The sequence below is a fragment of the Erythrobacter sp. genome (assembly GCF_030066995.1).
Taxonomy (GTDB): Bacteria; Pseudomonadota; Alphaproteobacteria; order Sphingomonadales; family Sphingomonadaceae; genus Erythrobacter.
Map to the genome: position 1 here is coordinate 125895 of NZ_JASJAP010000005.1, position 14959 is coordinate 140853.

Genomic DNA, 14959 nt, shown 5'->3' on the forward strand with positions numbered 1-14959 from the left:
AACGGCAGCCAATCCCTCGCATGTCCGAAATCCGGCATTACAAATAGCGCTGATCACAGCTATTGGCCCTTGAGTTTGACCATTCGGCAAAGAGCTAAGCGAAGATGACCCAAATCCAGACCGACTACCTTGTTATCGGCGCCGGCGCTGTCGGCCTCGCTTTTGTCGATACGCTGCTGGATGAAGATCCTGACTGTCACGTCACCATTGTTGACAAGCACGCAAAGCCGGGTGGCCACTGGAACGACGCGTATCCGTTTGTGGCCCTTCACCAGCCAAGCGCGACCTATGGCGTCAATTCCATGGAGCTGTGCCCTGATCGGCGCGACACACGCGGGCACAACGCGGGCCTCTTTCCGCTTGCACCCCACGCCGAGATCCTGGCCTACTATGGCAAGCTGATGAGCGAACGCCTGCTGCCGAGCGGCCGCGTAGACTACTATCCACTCACCGAATATCTGGGGCGCGATGGGGAGACCCACCGCATCAAGGGCATTCTCTCAGGCGAGGAACAGACCTGCACAGTCCGGCGCAAACTGGTCGATGGCACCTGGTTCCAAACATCGGTCCCGGCAACGCACAAGCCTGCGTTCGAGATTGCAGAGGGAACACGCTTTGCCATTCCGGGCGAACTTCCCGCGCTCTGGAAGGACACCGCGAACCTGCCCGACCACTACGTAGTCATCGGCGGCGGAAAGACGGCCATGGACACCGCGGTCTGGCTGCTCGAGGCGGGCGTGCCCGCCGACAAGATCGGATGGGTCCGTCCGCGCGACAGCTGGATGTTCAACCGCAAACTGCTTCAGCCCGCCTACCACGCGATCGAAGATCTGGTGAAGTTTCAAGTGGATCTGGTGGAAGCAGCCACCGCTTCGGAAACCGGCGAGGAGATGTTTGAAGAGTTGGGGCGGCGCGGCACAATGCTGCGGCTCGATGAAAACGTGACGCCGAAGATGTTCCATTTTGCGGTCATTTCGGAAGGCGAAGTCGACCTGTTGAAGCGGATCAAGAGCGTCTATCGTCAGGGGCATGTGACGAAGATTGAACCCGGCAAGATGCACTTTGCTTCGGAGACGGTCGATCTGCCTGAGAACACCCTTTTCATAAACTGCACCGCGACCGCCGTTCCGTTCAGTGTGCGCGAGAACACGGGGCCGTTCTTCAACGGCGACACGATCACCCTCCAGCTCGCCCAAGTGCCCTTTGTTCCCTACAGCGCCGCGCTTGCCGCGTTTCTTGAGGCAAACTTTGAGACCGATGCGGAAAAGAACGCTCTGTGCCCGCCCGCGCCTCTGACGGACAGCACCGCGACCTATCCGTACGCGGTCATGGCCAACCTGATGAGCACAGCTATCTTGTCGGGCAACGAGAAGGTGAACGCCTGGAACGCGAAGAGCCGCCTGCATCCCACTGGTCCAGCGGTTGCACGCATGATAAAGGAAGGCGATCCGCGGCTTGCAAAGCTCGCGACGATTGGGGACACTATCAAGGCCAACATGCCCGGCGTGATCAGGCTTGGCATGGCGGCCAAGGAGATCCACGAGAATTCGCAGCCGGGCTGGAAAGCAGCCTGATCAGGATTCTCGAAGGAAGCTGCGGCGGATTGGGAACCAGACCGTTCACTTGATCGCTACTTCTTCAGGTGTAGAAGGGAAACCATGAACAGACGCGATCTATTGAAAAGCACTGTGGCCGCCGGGGCAGCGCTTGCTTTGCCGGCCCGTCTGGCGGCGCAGCCTGCGAAGGGGTCCGCTCGCGATCGTGCGCTGTTCAAGATCGCGCGCGACGAGCTTGAGCGCGCAGGGGATGCCATTTGGAAACGCGACATTGTCGGCATCGCCGATTACGGCGTGCATTCCGCGCAGAAGCGCTTCCACTTCGTCAATCTGGGCCTTTCCGAAGTGAAGAGCTTCCACGTCAGCCACGGCGCCGGATCCGATCCGGAGCATGATGGTTGGCTGAACCACTATTCCAATGTCGAGGGCTCCAACGCGAGTTCGCGCGGGGCCTATGTGACGTGGGAGTGGTATCAAGGGCGTTATGGCACCTCGGTGCGCCTGGGTGGCCTGGACCCGACCAACGAAGCCGCCTTGCGCCGCTACATCGTCATGCACCGCGCCAAATACGCCGAACCCGAGCATCTGGCGCGGTGGGGACGCATGGGCCGCTCGAACGGATGCTTTGCGATGGGCAATGAGGATTTCAAGTTCGCGCTGCTAAAGCTTTCCGGCGGGCGCCTGCTCTTCGCGGACAGCATCGGTCTGCAAGAAGATGGCAGTATCGCCATGCGCGGCGATCTTGAGCCCCTGAGGCCCGAACGTCCCACGGCAGCGCAAAGGGCCATTCCGGGCGCGTTCTGACTTTGGGCTACAGGCCAAGCTTCTCATTGATCGGACCGTACGCAGGCAGCCTTTCCCCACCCTTTGCAGCGCTCTTCCCGGCCAGTGTTGGCGCTGGCTTGATCGGCACCGTGATATTTGTTTTCGCGACCGTTCTTCTTGAGGCTCCGGGTAACGGTATCGCGATGGGTTCGATCAGCGATCTGTTCAACGCGCTTCTTTTGGTCGGTGTGGGTATAGCTTTCGGTGCTTTCGCTGGCGCATTTCTCGTGCTTTGGCACTTGGTCATTTTCGGATTGCCCGTAGCGCTCATCATCGGCCGACGGATCGAACGCCCAGCGGGTATCGCGGCGTGCATGGCGTCCTGCGCCATCGCTTTAGTTATTGCGTACCACTGGGTCGCAGGCATTTTTCGCGACGGTGCAATCGTCGCCCCCGATCCTACCACAATGGCGGCGATCGCGTTTTATGCGCTTCCCGCAGCGTGGCTCTATCGCCGATGGATCATGGCACTGCGTGCCGAACTGGAGGTCGATTAGCCCCCCGCCAGCGGGTTATTTTCGATCACAATCACTTCGTCATCGCTCACGCCAGAACGGTTTTGCTGACGGGGCTGGTCGAGGCTGGCGAGGACGGGCGCGTCGCGCTTGTAGATATCTTCGAAGGTTGTCAGCTCGCCCTCGGTGTTCGTGCCCATCGTGAAATAGGTGATGTAGGCGGGAATCTGCTTTTCCTCAGGCAGCATTACCTTGGTGTATTTGCCCGAGGTCGCGATCTCGACCGCCTCCTCCTTGGAGGCGCCTTTGCCGAGGATCGCCACGGTCATCGCCAGTTCAAGCGCGCGTTCGGTGCGGATGCATCCATGGCTGAGCGCGCGGGAATCCTTGTCAAACATCCAGCGCGTGGGCGTGTCGTGGAAGAAGATCGCGTGCGGGTTTGGCATCTCAAGCTTCATCCGCCCCAGCGAATTGGTCGGACCAGGCTGCTGAACCACGCTGATCCAGCCATTTTGGCCTTCGGTTGCCCGATAGCCCTGTTGCTTGGCCCAAGCCGGATTGTCGAGCACACGTCGCCCCAGCCCTTCGCCTTTGACGATGGATTGCGGCACAGTCCAGGTGGGGTTAAACACCACGCCAGAGACGCTTTCGGCCAATTGCGGCGTCGCTGTGCGGCCTGGTTTGCCAACGATGGTCTTATAGGTGAACGTCTTGGCGCCCGCACGCAGGCGCAGCTTGTATTCCGGTATATTGGTAATCAAGTGGATCGTGCCCAGATCGCGCCCCAGCCAGCGCCAGCGATCCATATTGGCCCGGATCAGCTTGCGCCGCGCGTCCTCCTCGACAGGGGTCACAGCCAGCTCGGCCTTCAAGGCGGCGTAGTCGGCGTGAGCGGGGTGCAGCCTATCGAGAACCTCAGCGACGTTGCCGGCGCTCGTCGCTTCGGCCAGAAGCTCGCGGGTGCGGTAGCGATCACGGTCGGGATCGATCACGAACCACTGCTCGCGCGCCTCCATCGGCGTGCGGCCATCGCGAATGTCTTCGACCAGCCAGACAAAGCTTCGCGACGCAAGTTCGTCAAGCTGTGAGCTCTGGCCCATTTGCGCGGTGTCCATGAGCGCCGCAAGCTCGTAATCCGTCGGATCGAGGCCTTCTTCACCCACGCTCTGGATGTACGCGATCAGCGCTTGCGCAGCGTCCATTGTCCAAGTCTCGAGCGGAGGTCCTGCTGGTTCGAGGCTCGCCTGGTCCACCGGGTTGGAAACCATGACCGGGAAAGCGTCCTCGAAGTCTTCAGAGCCGACTTTGCCTTCGACCGGCGCGTCCGCCTGCGTTTCGGGCGCGGGTTGACCGACGGGTGAACCGTCTGGCTCGCTCGGAACAGCCTCTTGAGCGAGCGCCACACCCGACACCGCGCCGCCGCACAACAGAGACAGGGCAAAGCTCGCCATCAAACGGGTTGCGCCTCTCTTGATCATAATCGCCTCAACACTCACGTTCGCTGCATTCGCGCAGTCTTTCCAATGCTCTCGCCAGTATACCCTTCGATCGCCTCGCCTATCAACCAGGATCGCTTTCTCAGGCGTGAATCGCACACATGCAAAGAGATAAATCGCCGATGAAACGTTGCTAAACCGTGACGCACGGCCCCTGCAAGCCTATGCCGAGCGGCCCATGACAGCGATCAGCCCACCGATATCGCGCCTCGCTCCCTTCGCTGCGGCCGCGGTCGGAGTGGGTTTCCTTTCGCTCATGGACGCGTTCATGAAAGAGGCGGCGCTGGCCGCTGGCGCGTACAGCGTTACGGTCCTGCGCTCTCTTATCGGTGCGGCGATCATTGCACCCTTCTGGCTCGCCCGCCGAGAAAAATGGCCAGAGCGCGCCACCATGAAGCTGCACATAGAGCGCGGCATAATCTCCGCGTTCATGGCGCTCAGCTTCTTCTACGCGATCACCACCATGCCGCTCGCCGAGGCGATCGCGATCAGTTTCATCGCGCCAATCGTCGCGCTGTTCCTGGCGCGCGCCCTTTTGGGCGAAGTGATCCGACCCTCGGCTTACTGGGCAAGCGCGCTGGGCTTCGTAGGAACCTTGATCATCATCGGGGGCAAATTCGGTATCGGTCAACAGGCCGCCAATGAGGTATCCGATGACTATCTCTGGGGCCTCGCCGCGATGGGCTTTTCTGCTCTGCTCTACGCCTACAATTTCATCGTGATCCGCAAGCAAAGCCAGGTCGCTGGCCCGGTTGAAATCGCGACGTTTCACAGCGGTGTGGGCGGGCTGGTCCTGTTGCTTTTTGCGCCATTCTTCTGGGACACGCCCGACACCGCAGCCTTGCAATCGGTGGCCGCCGCCGGTGTCCTCACCGTCGCGGGCGCGATGGCGATCGCATGGGCCTATGCGCGGGCCGAAACGCAGGCTCTGGTCCCTATCGAGTATTCCGGTTTCCTGTGGGCGAGCCTTTTCGGATGGCTGTTCTTCCGCGAGGAAGTCACGATCCCGACGCTTATCGGAGCCGCGCTGATTGTCACCGGCTGCTGGATCGCGACACGCAAAGCCGCATAAGAACGCGCGCGCATGCGCAAATGGTGTGGGCCCTAGACCGAGACGATAGTCGCAATTTCCTCGTATCGGCGCGCTGCGCTCTTGACCTTGGCCCCGCACTCAAGCAGTTGCCACTGCGAGAATACTCTCCCGGACCTGGATCACCCGGATCCCTCCCTCGCGATTGATCACACAGCGCGCGGGAGTCAGCCAAATAGGATGGGACACCCCGATGACGCAGATCGGCAAGGACACGCTCGCAACCCGCTCAACCCTCAATGTGGATGGCAAGGAATACGCCTATTACTCGCTCGCCAAGGCGGCTGAGCAATTGGGTGATGTGTCGAAGCTGCCCAATTCGATGAAAGTGCTGCTCGAAAACCTGCTGCGCTTCGAGGATGAGGGTTTCACCGTCGGGCGCGAACATATTCAGGCAATCGTCGACTGGCAGAAAAACCCCGTCACCGGCAGCGAAATCCAGTATCGCCCGGCTCGCGTGCTGTTACAGGATTTCACCGGCGTGCCCTGCGTTGTCGATCTGGCCGCCATGCGCGATGCGATCAGGGAGCTGGGCGGCGACACGCAGAAGATCAACCCGCAAGTGCCCGTCAATCTCGTGATCGATCACTCGGTCATGGTCGATGAATTCGGCCATCCCAAGGCAATGGAAGCCAATATGGCGCTCGAATACGAGCGCAACGCGGAGCGCTATGACTTTTTGAAGTGGGGATCGAAGAGCTTCGAGAATTTCTCCGCCGTGCCTCCCGGCACGGGTATCTGCCATCAGGTGAACCTTGAACACATCGCGCAAGGCATCTGGTCGAGCGAAGACGAAACCGGCGCGATGGTTGCCTATCCCGACACTTGTGTCGGGACCGACAGCCACACCACCATGATCAACGGTCTGGGCGTGCTCGGCTGGGGCGTCGGCGGGATCGAAGCCGAAGCGGCGATGCTGGGCCAGCCGATCTCGATGCTGATCCCCGAAGTCGTCGGCTTCAAGCTGACCGGCCAGATGGCCGAGGGCGTGACCGCGACAGACCTCGTGCTGACCTGCGTTCAAATGCTGCGCGAAGTGGGCGTGGTGGGCCGCTTTGTCGAGTTTTACGGACCGGGCGTGGCGAACCTCACCCTCGCCGATCGCGCAACCATCGCCAACATGGCGCCCGAATACGGCGCGACCTGCGGCTTCTTCGGCATCGATGACAAGACGATCGAATATATGCGCCTAACGGGCCGCTCGGAAGAAAACCTCGCTCTGGTCGAAGCCTACGCCAAGGAGCAGGGCATGTGGTTCGATCCGGCGGCCGAGCCTGTGTTCTCGAACACGCTCGAACTCGACATGACCAGCGTTGTCCCCAGCCTTGCCGGACCCAAGCGCCCGCAGGACCGCGTAATCCTTCCCGAGGTGGACGAACTGTTCAACGGTGACCTTGCCAAGACCTACAAGAAGACCGCCCCGGCGCGGGTCGGCGTGGAAGGCAAGGACCACGATATCGGCGATGGCGATGTCGTGATCGCAGCGATTACGAGTTGCACCAACACCTCGAACCCGGACGTGCTGATCGCCGCTGGCCTAGTCGCCAAGAAGGCGGTCGAGAAAGGTTTGAAGCCCAAGCCGTGGGTCAAGACCTCGCTCGCACCGGGGTCGCAAGTGGTTACCGACTATCTCGTCAAGTCGGGTCTTCAGGACGATCTCGACGCCATCGGCTTCGACCTTGTGGGCTATGGCTGCACCACCTGCATCGGCAATAGTGGCCCGCTCGCTCCGCCGATCAGCCAGGCGATCAACGGCAACGATATCGTCGCGGCCAGCGTGCTGTCGGGCAACCGCAACTTCGAAGGCCGCGTCAGTCAGGACGTGCGCGCCAACTTCCTCGCTTCGCCGCCGCTTGTGGTCGCCTACGCTTTGAAGGGTACGGTGACCGAGGACATCACCACCACCCCGATCGGGCAGGACCAGGACGGCAAGGATGTGATGCTTGCCGACCTGTGGCCGAGCAACGCCGAGATCGCGGAGCACCGCGCGGCCAACATCGACCGTTCGATGTTCGAAAGCCGCTATGCCAATGTCTATGATGGCGATGAGCATTGGCAGGCAATCACGGTTGAGCCGTCAGATACCTATCAGTGGCGCGCCGGCTCCACCTACGTCGCCAACCCGCCTTATTTTGACGGGATGGAGATGACCCCGACACCCGTCACCGACATTGTCGATGCGAAGCCGCTGGCGATCCTCGGCGATTCCGTGACCACTGATCACATCTCGCCTGCGGGCGCGATCAAGGAGGACAGTCCTGCCGGTGTCTATCTGAAGGGCAATCAGGTCGCGAAGAAGGACTTCAACTCCTACGGCTCGCGGCGCGGCAACCACGACGTGATGATGCGCGGCACCTTTGCCAATATCCGCATCAAGAACGAGATGGTGCCCGGCGTCGAAGGCGGCTTCACCACCTATGGCGGTGAGCAAATGCCGATTTACGATGCGGCGATGAAGCACAAGGAAGACGGCACCCCGCTGATCGTCGTCGGCGGCAAGGAATACGGGACTGGCAGTAGTCGCGACTGGGCGGCGAAGGGCACAATCCTGCTGGGTGTGCGCGCCGTGATCGTTGAGAGCTTTGAGCGTATCCACCGCTCAAACCTGGTCGGCATGGGCGTGCTCCCGCTCCAGTTCGAAGACGGCACGACGCGCGAAACGCTGGCGCTGGACGCGGATTGCACTTTCAGTATCAAGGGGCTGGCCGATCTGACGCCGGGCCAAACGGTCGAGATCGAAACGACGCGCGGCGATGGCACCACTTTCAGCTTCAACGCGCTGTGCCGCATCGATACTGCGAACGAGATGGAGTATTACCGCAATGGCGGTATCCTCCACTACGTCCTGCGCAAGTTGGCGGCGTAACCGCCGGATGCGCGCGGCACTTCTCGCAGGTTCGAGCGGGGTTCTGCTCGGCCTTGCGGGATGTGTGCCTGAGGACGGCGAGTCCGACTCGCCTTCGCTCTCCCCCTTGCCGGGCTTCGAATTGGCTGCGGCTCAAACCATCCCGCACGAGATCCCGCGAATGCGTGATCCGGGCGCAGGTCAGTTCAACTTAGCAGGGTTGATAAAGCCGCTGGATGCAAAAGCGCTTGGCACGCTGGTTAAGCAGGAGGAAGTGTTTCTGATCGATGTTAGAACGCCCGAGGAGTTCGCCGAAGGCCACATGTCAGGAGCGGTGAATGTCCCGCTCGACGGGTTTGATCCCCTTTATCTGCCCGATAGCGGCGGGCGCGAAGTCATCCTCTATTGCCGCAGCGGTCGTCGCTCATGGCAGGCGGCCTACAAATACGCGTCCACGCACAGGATCGAAATCCGCCATCTGGAAGGAGGCATTCTGGCGTGGGAGCAAGCTGGCTATTCGGTTGTAACGCCCTGACCGCCTGCTGCCGAAGCGCCTAGACTTCAGCGGTCTCGCGCTGGCCCCTCTTTCCAAAGCGACGCCGGCCCAGGATCGCCGCCGCCGCAAGCCCGAACAGGACCATCATCGGCGGTGCGGGAACGTGCGTCCCCCCGCTTGTCGATGTGCTGGTGCTGCTCGACGTACTCGACGAGGTCGAGCTGCTTCCTGATGTCGTCGTTGAGGAGGAGGAGGAGGAGCTTGTGCTGCTCGTCATGTCGCCGGACGTACCGCCCCCACTTGTGGTCCCGCCCGAGCTTGAAGAGCTGCTCGACGAACTGGACGAGGAACTCGAAGACGAAGTCGTCGTGCTCGTGACGTTGCCGCTAGTCGTCGATGTGCTCGACACATTGCCGCTCGTTGAGCTTGTGCTCGACACCGCGCCAGACGTGCTGGTGGTGCTCGATACGGCCCCAGAGGTGCTGGTGGTACTCGACACGTTGCCGCTGGTAGTGGTTGTCGTAGTCGTCGTGGTCGTTCCCCCGCTGGTCGTGCCGCTCGTACCGCCTGACGAGCTTGTCGAAGTCGACGAACCGCCTGTGCTGGTGCTGGTGCTGCCGCCCGAAGTCGACGTGGAACCGGATGTTGAGGTAGCCGGATCGCCCCCCGTCGTCGTCGTGGTCACAACCGAGACGTCGCCCGATGAGGAACCGCCACCACCCACGAAGCCTCCAAAGAACCCGCCGCCAAGGCCTCCGCCAAAACCGCCAACGCCTCCACCTATGACCGCCGGACCCGCGCCCGAACCGCCGCGCACCGGCGGGAGCGGAGGCAAGGGGGCCGGCGCGTACGCGACCTGCGTGATCGGCGGGCATTCCTCGACGTCCGTGTAGGCTGCGATGGCGTCTTGCGGCAGCGGAGCGGACTGCGCGACCGTGCCGTAGGCGGGCGGGATCGGCTCACACTCAATGGTGCGTTCGACAATGCGACGGCGGCGCGGCTCGGGAAGCGGCGCCAGCTCGGGCGGGCCAAGCTTGATGTACTTGCTGTCGGCAACCGGCGTCTCGCCGTCCACATCGGAGCTGTAGACCGGATCATCGGTCACCATCGGCTCCGCGACGCGAACCGCGCCGCCCTGCTGAGCCACGTGGACAGCTCCGCCCGTCATCAACGCCACGCCCGCTGTGGCGGCGGAGAGCTTTGCGGCGGCCAGTTTGATCGACATAGTAGCAAAACCTTGTTGCTCGTATCGGCTTCAGGCGCGGGGCAACCGCGCATCCACCCCTTCCGACCCTGTCATGGCCCGCGCCCGATCGATCTTACAACGCGGTTAACCATGTTGAGCGGCTCACGAACTCCGAATCCCTGTAAATCCAGCCGAAATTCCCACGCAATGTCCCGATCTGGCACCGAAACCGCCGCGGTGACCGGCGCTGCCGTTAGTCGGTAAAGCCGATGCGCCTTACTCAGCCGGGCGCGTCGTCATCGAACAGACGCGACTGGCGATCCGGTGCGCGCGGCGCATCGAGCCCCAAATGCTCCCACCCGGCCTCGTTGAGCACCCGGCCGCGCGCGGTGCGCGCCAGCAGACCCAGCTGAATGAGGTAAGGCTCGACCACTTCCTCGACCGTATCGCGCGGCTCGGCCAGACCCGCCGCCAGCGTTTCAACGCCGACCGGACCGCCCTTGTAGGTCTCGGCGATCATGGTGAGGTAGCGGCGATCCATGGCATCGAGCCCGAGGCGGTCGATCTCCAAACGAGTGAGCGCATCGTCCGCGATAGCCCTTGTGACCGTGTCCTGCCCGGCAACGTGTGCAAAGTCGCGCACCCGGCGCAGCAGCCGCCCCGCCACACGCGGCGTCCCGCGCGAACGGCGCGCGATCTCGCGCGCGCCATCCGCCTCGATCGCCAGCCCGAGCAACCGCGCGCCGCGCGTCACCACCTGATCAAGCTCGTCATGGGTGTAGAACTGCAAGCGCACCGGAATGCCGAAGCGGTCGCGCAGGGGCGTTGTTAGGAGCCCCTGCCGCGTCGTCGCGCCGATCAGCGTGAAGGGCGGCAGATCGATCCTGACGCTGCGCGCCGAGGGCCCCTCGCCGATGATGATGTCGAGCGCGCGGTCCTCCATCGCGGGGTAGAGCACCTCTTCGACGACCGCGCTCATCCGGTGGATCTCGTCAATGAAGAGCACGTCGTGCGGTTCAAGATTGGTAAGCAGCGCGGCGAGGTCCCCCGCCTTTGCGATCACCGGGCCGGACGTGGCGCGAAAGCCCACACCCAGCTCCGCCGCGACGATCTGGGCGAGCGTCGTCTTGCCCAGCCCCGGAGGCCCGAAGAACAGTGTATGGTCCATCGCCTCCCCGCGCGCCTTGGCGCTTTCGATGAACACCCGCAGATTGTCGCGCGCGGCCTCCTGCCCGATGAACTCGGCAAGCGACTTGGGCCGCAGCGCAGTGTCCGGATCGCCGGGCTGCCGGTCGGGTGTGTGGAGAGGGACGGGGTCGGTCATTGTCCTTCGTCACCCTGAACTTGTTTCAGGGTCCATTCCCGGGCACGCTCGCTCCCATGAGCATTGAGCGCGTCCCGTGCGTCTACATCATCGCGAGCAAGCCGTATGGGACGCTCTACATCGGGGTCACCAGCGACCTTGTGGGACGCCTTTGGCAACACCGAAACGGCGAAATCGAGGGCTTTACCAAGCGATACAAGGTGCATCGCCTGGTTCGCTACGAAGCGTTTGGCGACATGGAAAGCGCGATCAAGCGCGAGAAGCGGCTCAAGAACTGGCACTGCCAGTGGAAGATCAATTTGATTGAGAGCGAGAACCCGGATTGGCAGGACCTGGCGGTTGGGCTTGGCTTGCCGCCGATTGGTCTGTGTTGAAACGCTGATGGATCCTGAAACGAGTTCAGGATGACGGGTTGGAAGTTCAGGATGACAGTGGAGAGAGGCCGCCATCACCCCGCCGCCTTCTTGAGCGCCACGCGGATCAGGTCGCCTTCACCTGCGGCTTCGCCCAACTCTTCGACTGCGCGCGCGACCGCTTGCGCCGCCACCGCTGGCTTGAAGCCGAGGTTCTCCAATGCGCTCACCGCGTCGGCGCTGGCGCCGCCCTTTGGAGCCGACGCCACGCCCCCGCTTGAGGCTGTGCCGCCCGGAAGCGCGCCAGCCTTGTCCTTGAGTTCATTGACGATCCGCCCCGCCAGCTTCGGACCCACGCCGTTGGCGCGCGCCACGCTGGCCGCATCGCCCGCCGCGCACGCATCGCGCAGTTCTCCGGTCGAGAGCGCGGAGAGGATCGCAAGGCCCACTTTGCTGCCCACGCCCTGAACCTGCGTCAGCAGGCGGAACCAGTCGCGCTCGGCGCTCATCGCAAAGCCAAGCAAGCGCATGTCGTTCTCGCTCACCTGAAGATCGGTGTGCACCGTGCACGCCTCTCCGACATTGCCGAGCGCCGCCAGCGTGCGCGCCGAGCAGTGCACGAGGTAACCCACCCCCTGCACGTCGACGATGGCCCAGTCCTCACCGGTTTCATCGAGCCTGCCGTTGAGCTTTGCGATCATTGGATGCTTGTCGCCGATGCGCTCCGCGATTTCCAGAGCGGAACGTGCACTTATCGTCATTGCGAGCCGCGCCAGGGGCATGGTGGGGGGTACAGCGACTCACTCGGTTCGTCGCGCGTGCAGAACGCCTGGAACACATGGAACACTGTCCTGGAGCTAAAATCGAACCGATTATACGCGCGCCTTTTGATCGAAACAGGCGATCAAAGGGTAAGGCGATGCGGTTCGTCATGGCCCGCGCTCTTACCGTCGCAGCCGACAGTAGGAAAACCGAAGCGCTTCTCGACACGCAATCGCTTTTCGCTATTGCAACATGAATGAGTTGGAACACGTTTGGGCGCGTCTTGCGCTTTACGACATGGGGCGAGAGTCACGGGCCGGGATTGGGCGCGGTGCTGGATGGTTGCCCGCCGGGACTGCCGCTGAGCGCGAAGGATATCCAACCCTTCATGGACGCGCGCAAACCGGGCCAGAGCAAGTTCACAACGCAGCGCAAGGAAGCGGACGCGGTGCAAATCCTCTCCGGCGTGTTCGAGGACGCGTCCGGCCAACAGGTCACAACGGGCACGCCGATCCACCTGATGATCGAGAACACCGATCAGCGCTCCAAGGATTATTCCGAGATCGCAGCCAGCTATCGCCCCGGCCACGCCGATTACGCTTACGACGCGAAATACGGCATCCGCGATTATCGCGGTGGCGGGCGCTCCTCGGCGCGCGAGACAGCCGCGCGCGTGGCGGCGGGCGCGGTGGCGCGGCGGATCATCCCGGAGGTCTCGATCACCGCCTATGTCTGCGAGCTGGGCGGCGACGCGATCGAACGCGACGCGATCAATTACGAGGAAATCGCGCGCAATCCGTTCTTCTGCCCGGACAGCTGGGCGGCGGTGCGCTGGGCCGAAAAGGTCGAAAAGGCGCGCAAGGACGGCTCCTCGCTCGGCGCGGTGGTCGAATGCGTCGCGACGGGTGTTCCGGCGGGCTGGGGCGCGCCGGTCTACGCCAAGCTCGACAGCGACCTCGCAAGCGCGATGATGAGCATCAACGCGGTCAAGGGGGTCGAGATCGGCGACGGGTTCGAGGCCGCGCGCCTGACGGGCGAGGACAACGCCGACGCGATGAGCCCGGGGGAGAAAGAGGGCGATCCGCCGGTCTTCGCGAGCAACCACGCCGGGGGAACGGCGGGCGGTATCTCGACCGGTCAACCGGTTGTGTGCCGGGTCGCGTTCAAGCCGACCAGTTCGATCCTGACGCCGGTGCCCTCCATCACCTCGAACGGGGAGGCGACCGAAGTGCGCACCAGAGGCCGCCACGATCCGTGCGTGGGTATTCGCGGCACTCCGGTTGTCGAGGCGATGATGGCGCTGGTGCTGGCCGATCACAAGATGCTGCACCGCGCGCAGATTGCGACACGATAGGACATGATTAATCCCGCGCAATTCGGCTAACGTTGACGCGAAGATGATTCGCCTCTCCCGCGCCTTTCTTGCCGTCCTGCTGACCGTTGCCCTGTCGGCGTGCGTCTCGACACTTGAGCGCCCTGAGATCACCGCCGATGATCAGGCGGCCGCGCGGGTCAACGGGTATGGTGCGGTGCGCCTGTGGAAGGACGCCGAGCTGCCGGAATGGACCGCATGGCGCGAAGCCATGTTCGCCCAGCGCGTTCAGGCCGGGGCCCCCGGTCAGTTCGAGATGCTCTCGATTTCGAGCGGCTCGGACAAAGGCGCCTTTTCCGCCGGCTTTCTCAACGGCTGGAGCGAGGCGGGCACGCGGCCCCGGTTCGACATCGTCTCCGGGGTCAGCACCGGCGCGCTGATCGCGCCGTTCGCCTTTCTGGGCCAGGACTACGATCCGCAATTGCGCGAGCTTTACACCACGATCTCGGCGAAAATGATCTATCGCTCGACGGCGCTGAAAGGGCTTTTGGGCGGCCCTTCGCTCGCCAGCACCGAGCCGCTGGTCGAGCTGATAGAGGGATACGCCACGAAGGAGATGATCGACGCGGTGGCGGGCGAGCACGCAATGGGGCGCCGCCTGCTGGTTCAGACGACCAACCTTGACGCTGAGCGCGGCGTGGTCTGGGATCTGGGCGCGATCGCGGCGAGCGAGAACCCGGCGCGCTATCGCCTGTTTCGCCAGATCCTGCTCGCCTCGGCCAGCATCCCCGGCCTGTTTCCGCCGGTGATGATCGACGTCGACAGCGAAGGGTTTGCCTTTGCCGAACTGCATGTCGACGGCGGCACGACATCGAGCGTCCTCGCCATTCCGCCCGCCGTTCTGATCAACGGAAAAGCGGGCGTGGAAGACCGGCCCGGACGCATCACTGTCCTGTATAACGGGGCGCTGGAACCGGTGTACCGGACTACGAAGCCGACCACGTTTTCGATCCTGACCCGGGCCCTCACCACATCGTTGAAGACCGCCGATCAGCGCACCCTTGCCAGCCTTGAAAACTACGCCGAGACCAACGGCCTCATCCTGTCGATCCACAATGTCGGCGCCGAGGCCGAAGACCCCGAGGCCGAGATGTTCGACCAGGCGTATATGCAAAAGCTGTTCGAGGTCGGACGGCAAAGGGCGCTGAACCTTCCGGAGTGACATTTGCGACCCCGCCAGCGGGGCGCCGGGAACTTCG

13 protein-coding genes are annotated in these 14959 nt (G+C 62.9%); 10 read left to right on the forward strand and 3 right to left on the reverse strand.

What is annotated here, in order from left to right; all coding sequences use genetic code 11:
- Nucleotides 1–104 precede the first annotated feature (104 nt).
- From QNI87_RS12260 to QNI87_RS12270, 3 genes are all read left to right on the forward strand, one after another.
- Nucleotides 105–1574 (forward strand): NAD(P)-binding protein, encoded by a 1470-nt coding sequence (locus tag QNI87_RS12260; RefSeq protein ID WP_300596893.1) that lies wholly within the window; start codon nt 105–107, stop codon nt 1572–1574.
- 84 nt (nt 1575–1658) lie between these two features.
- Complete coding sequence (locus QNI87_RS12265) at nt 1659–2360, forward strand: murein L,D-transpeptidase catalytic domain-containing protein (protein WP_300596895.1); 702 nt, start codon at nt 1659–1661, stop codon at nt 2358–2360.
- A 26-nt stretch (nt 2361–2386) separates the two neighbouring features.
- A complete protein-coding gene (locus tag QNI87_RS12270; RefSeq protein ID WP_300596897.1) occupies nt 2387–2878 on the forward strand; it encodes a hypothetical protein in 492 nt (163 codons plus the stop codon).
- Here QNI87_RS12270 and QNI87_RS12275 read toward each other — a convergent pair.
- Nucleotides 2875–4314, reverse strand: coding sequence for a L,D-transpeptidase family protein (locus tag QNI87_RS12275; RefSeq protein WP_300596899.1), 1440 nt, complete (start codon nt 4312–4314; stop codon nt 2875–2877). The genes QNI87_RS12270 and QNI87_RS12275 overlap by 4 nt on opposite strands.
- 196 nt (nt 4315–4510) lie before the next feature.
- Here QNI87_RS12275 and QNI87_RS12280 point away from each other — a divergent pair, with 196 nt between their 5' ends.
- The 4 genes from QNI87_RS12280 (at nt 4511) to QNI87_RS12295 (ending at nt 9656) form a co-directional block, all read left to right on the forward strand.
- Nucleotides 4511–5404: a DMT family transporter gene (locus tag QNI87_RS12280; protein WP_300596901.1), complete on the forward strand. Its 894-nt coding sequence runs from the start codon at nt 4511–4513 to the stop codon at nt 5402–5404.
- Between the two features lie 211 nt (nt 5405–5615).
- Nucleotides 5616–8288, forward strand: coding sequence for an aconitate hydratase AcnA (gene acnA / locus QNI87_RS12285; protein WP_300596903.1), 2673 nt, complete (start codon nt 5616–5618; stop codon nt 8286–8288).
- Between the two features lie 7 nt (nt 8289–8295).
- Nucleotides 8296–8802, forward strand: coding sequence for a rhodanese-like domain-containing protein (locus tag QNI87_RS12290; protein ID WP_300596905.1), 507 nt, complete (start codon nt 8296–8298; stop codon nt 8800–8802).
- Between the two features lie 152 nt (nt 8803–8954).
- Nucleotides 8955–9656 carry a hypothetical protein gene (locus QNI87_RS12295; RefSeq protein WP_300596907.1) on the forward strand — a complete coding sequence of 234 codons (702 nt, stop codon included), beginning with the start codon at nt 8955–8957 and terminating at the stop codon, nt 9654–9656.
- 573 nt (nt 9657–10229) lie between these two features.
- Here QNI87_RS12295 and ruvB read toward each other — a convergent pair.
- Nucleotides 10230–11273, reverse strand: a complete 1044-nt coding sequence (gene ruvB / locus QNI87_RS12300) for a Holliday junction branch migration DNA helicase RuvB (RefSeq protein ID WP_300596909.1) — start codon at nt 11271–11273, stop codon at nt 10230–10232.
- Between the two features lie 56 nt (nt 11274–11329).
- On the opposite strand from ruvB, the gene QNI87_RS12305 reads away from it, so the two are divergent.
- On the forward strand, nt 11330–11647 hold the full coding sequence (locus QNI87_RS12305) for a GIY-YIG nuclease family protein (protein WP_300596911.1): 318 nt from the start codon (nt 11330–11332) through the stop codon (nt 11645–11647).
- A 74-nt stretch (nt 11648–11721) separates the two neighbouring features.
- On the opposite strand, the gene ruvA is transcribed toward QNI87_RS12305, so the two are convergent.
- Complete coding sequence (gene ruvA / locus QNI87_RS12310) at nt 11722–12327, reverse strand: Holliday junction branch migration protein RuvA (RefSeq protein ID WP_300597516.1); 606 nt, start codon at nt 12325–12327, stop codon at nt 11722–11724.
- 317 nt (nt 12328–12644) lie between these two features.
- Between ruvA and aroC the strand changes: the two genes are divergently transcribed.
- Both aroC and QNI87_RS12320 read left to right on the forward strand, forming a co-directional pair.
- On the forward strand, nt 12645–13742 hold the full coding sequence (gene aroC, locus QNI87_RS12315; RefSeq protein WP_300596914.1) for a chorismate synthase: 1098 nt from the start codon (nt 12645–12647) through the stop codon (nt 13740–13742).
- A gap of 43 nt (nt 13743–13785) precedes the next feature.
- Nucleotides 13786–14922: a patatin-like phospholipase family protein gene (locus tag QNI87_RS12320; RefSeq protein WP_300596916.1), complete on the forward strand. Its 1137-nt coding sequence runs from the start codon at nt 13786–13788 to the stop codon at nt 14920–14922.
- Nucleotides 14923–14959: the final 37 nt, after the last annotated feature.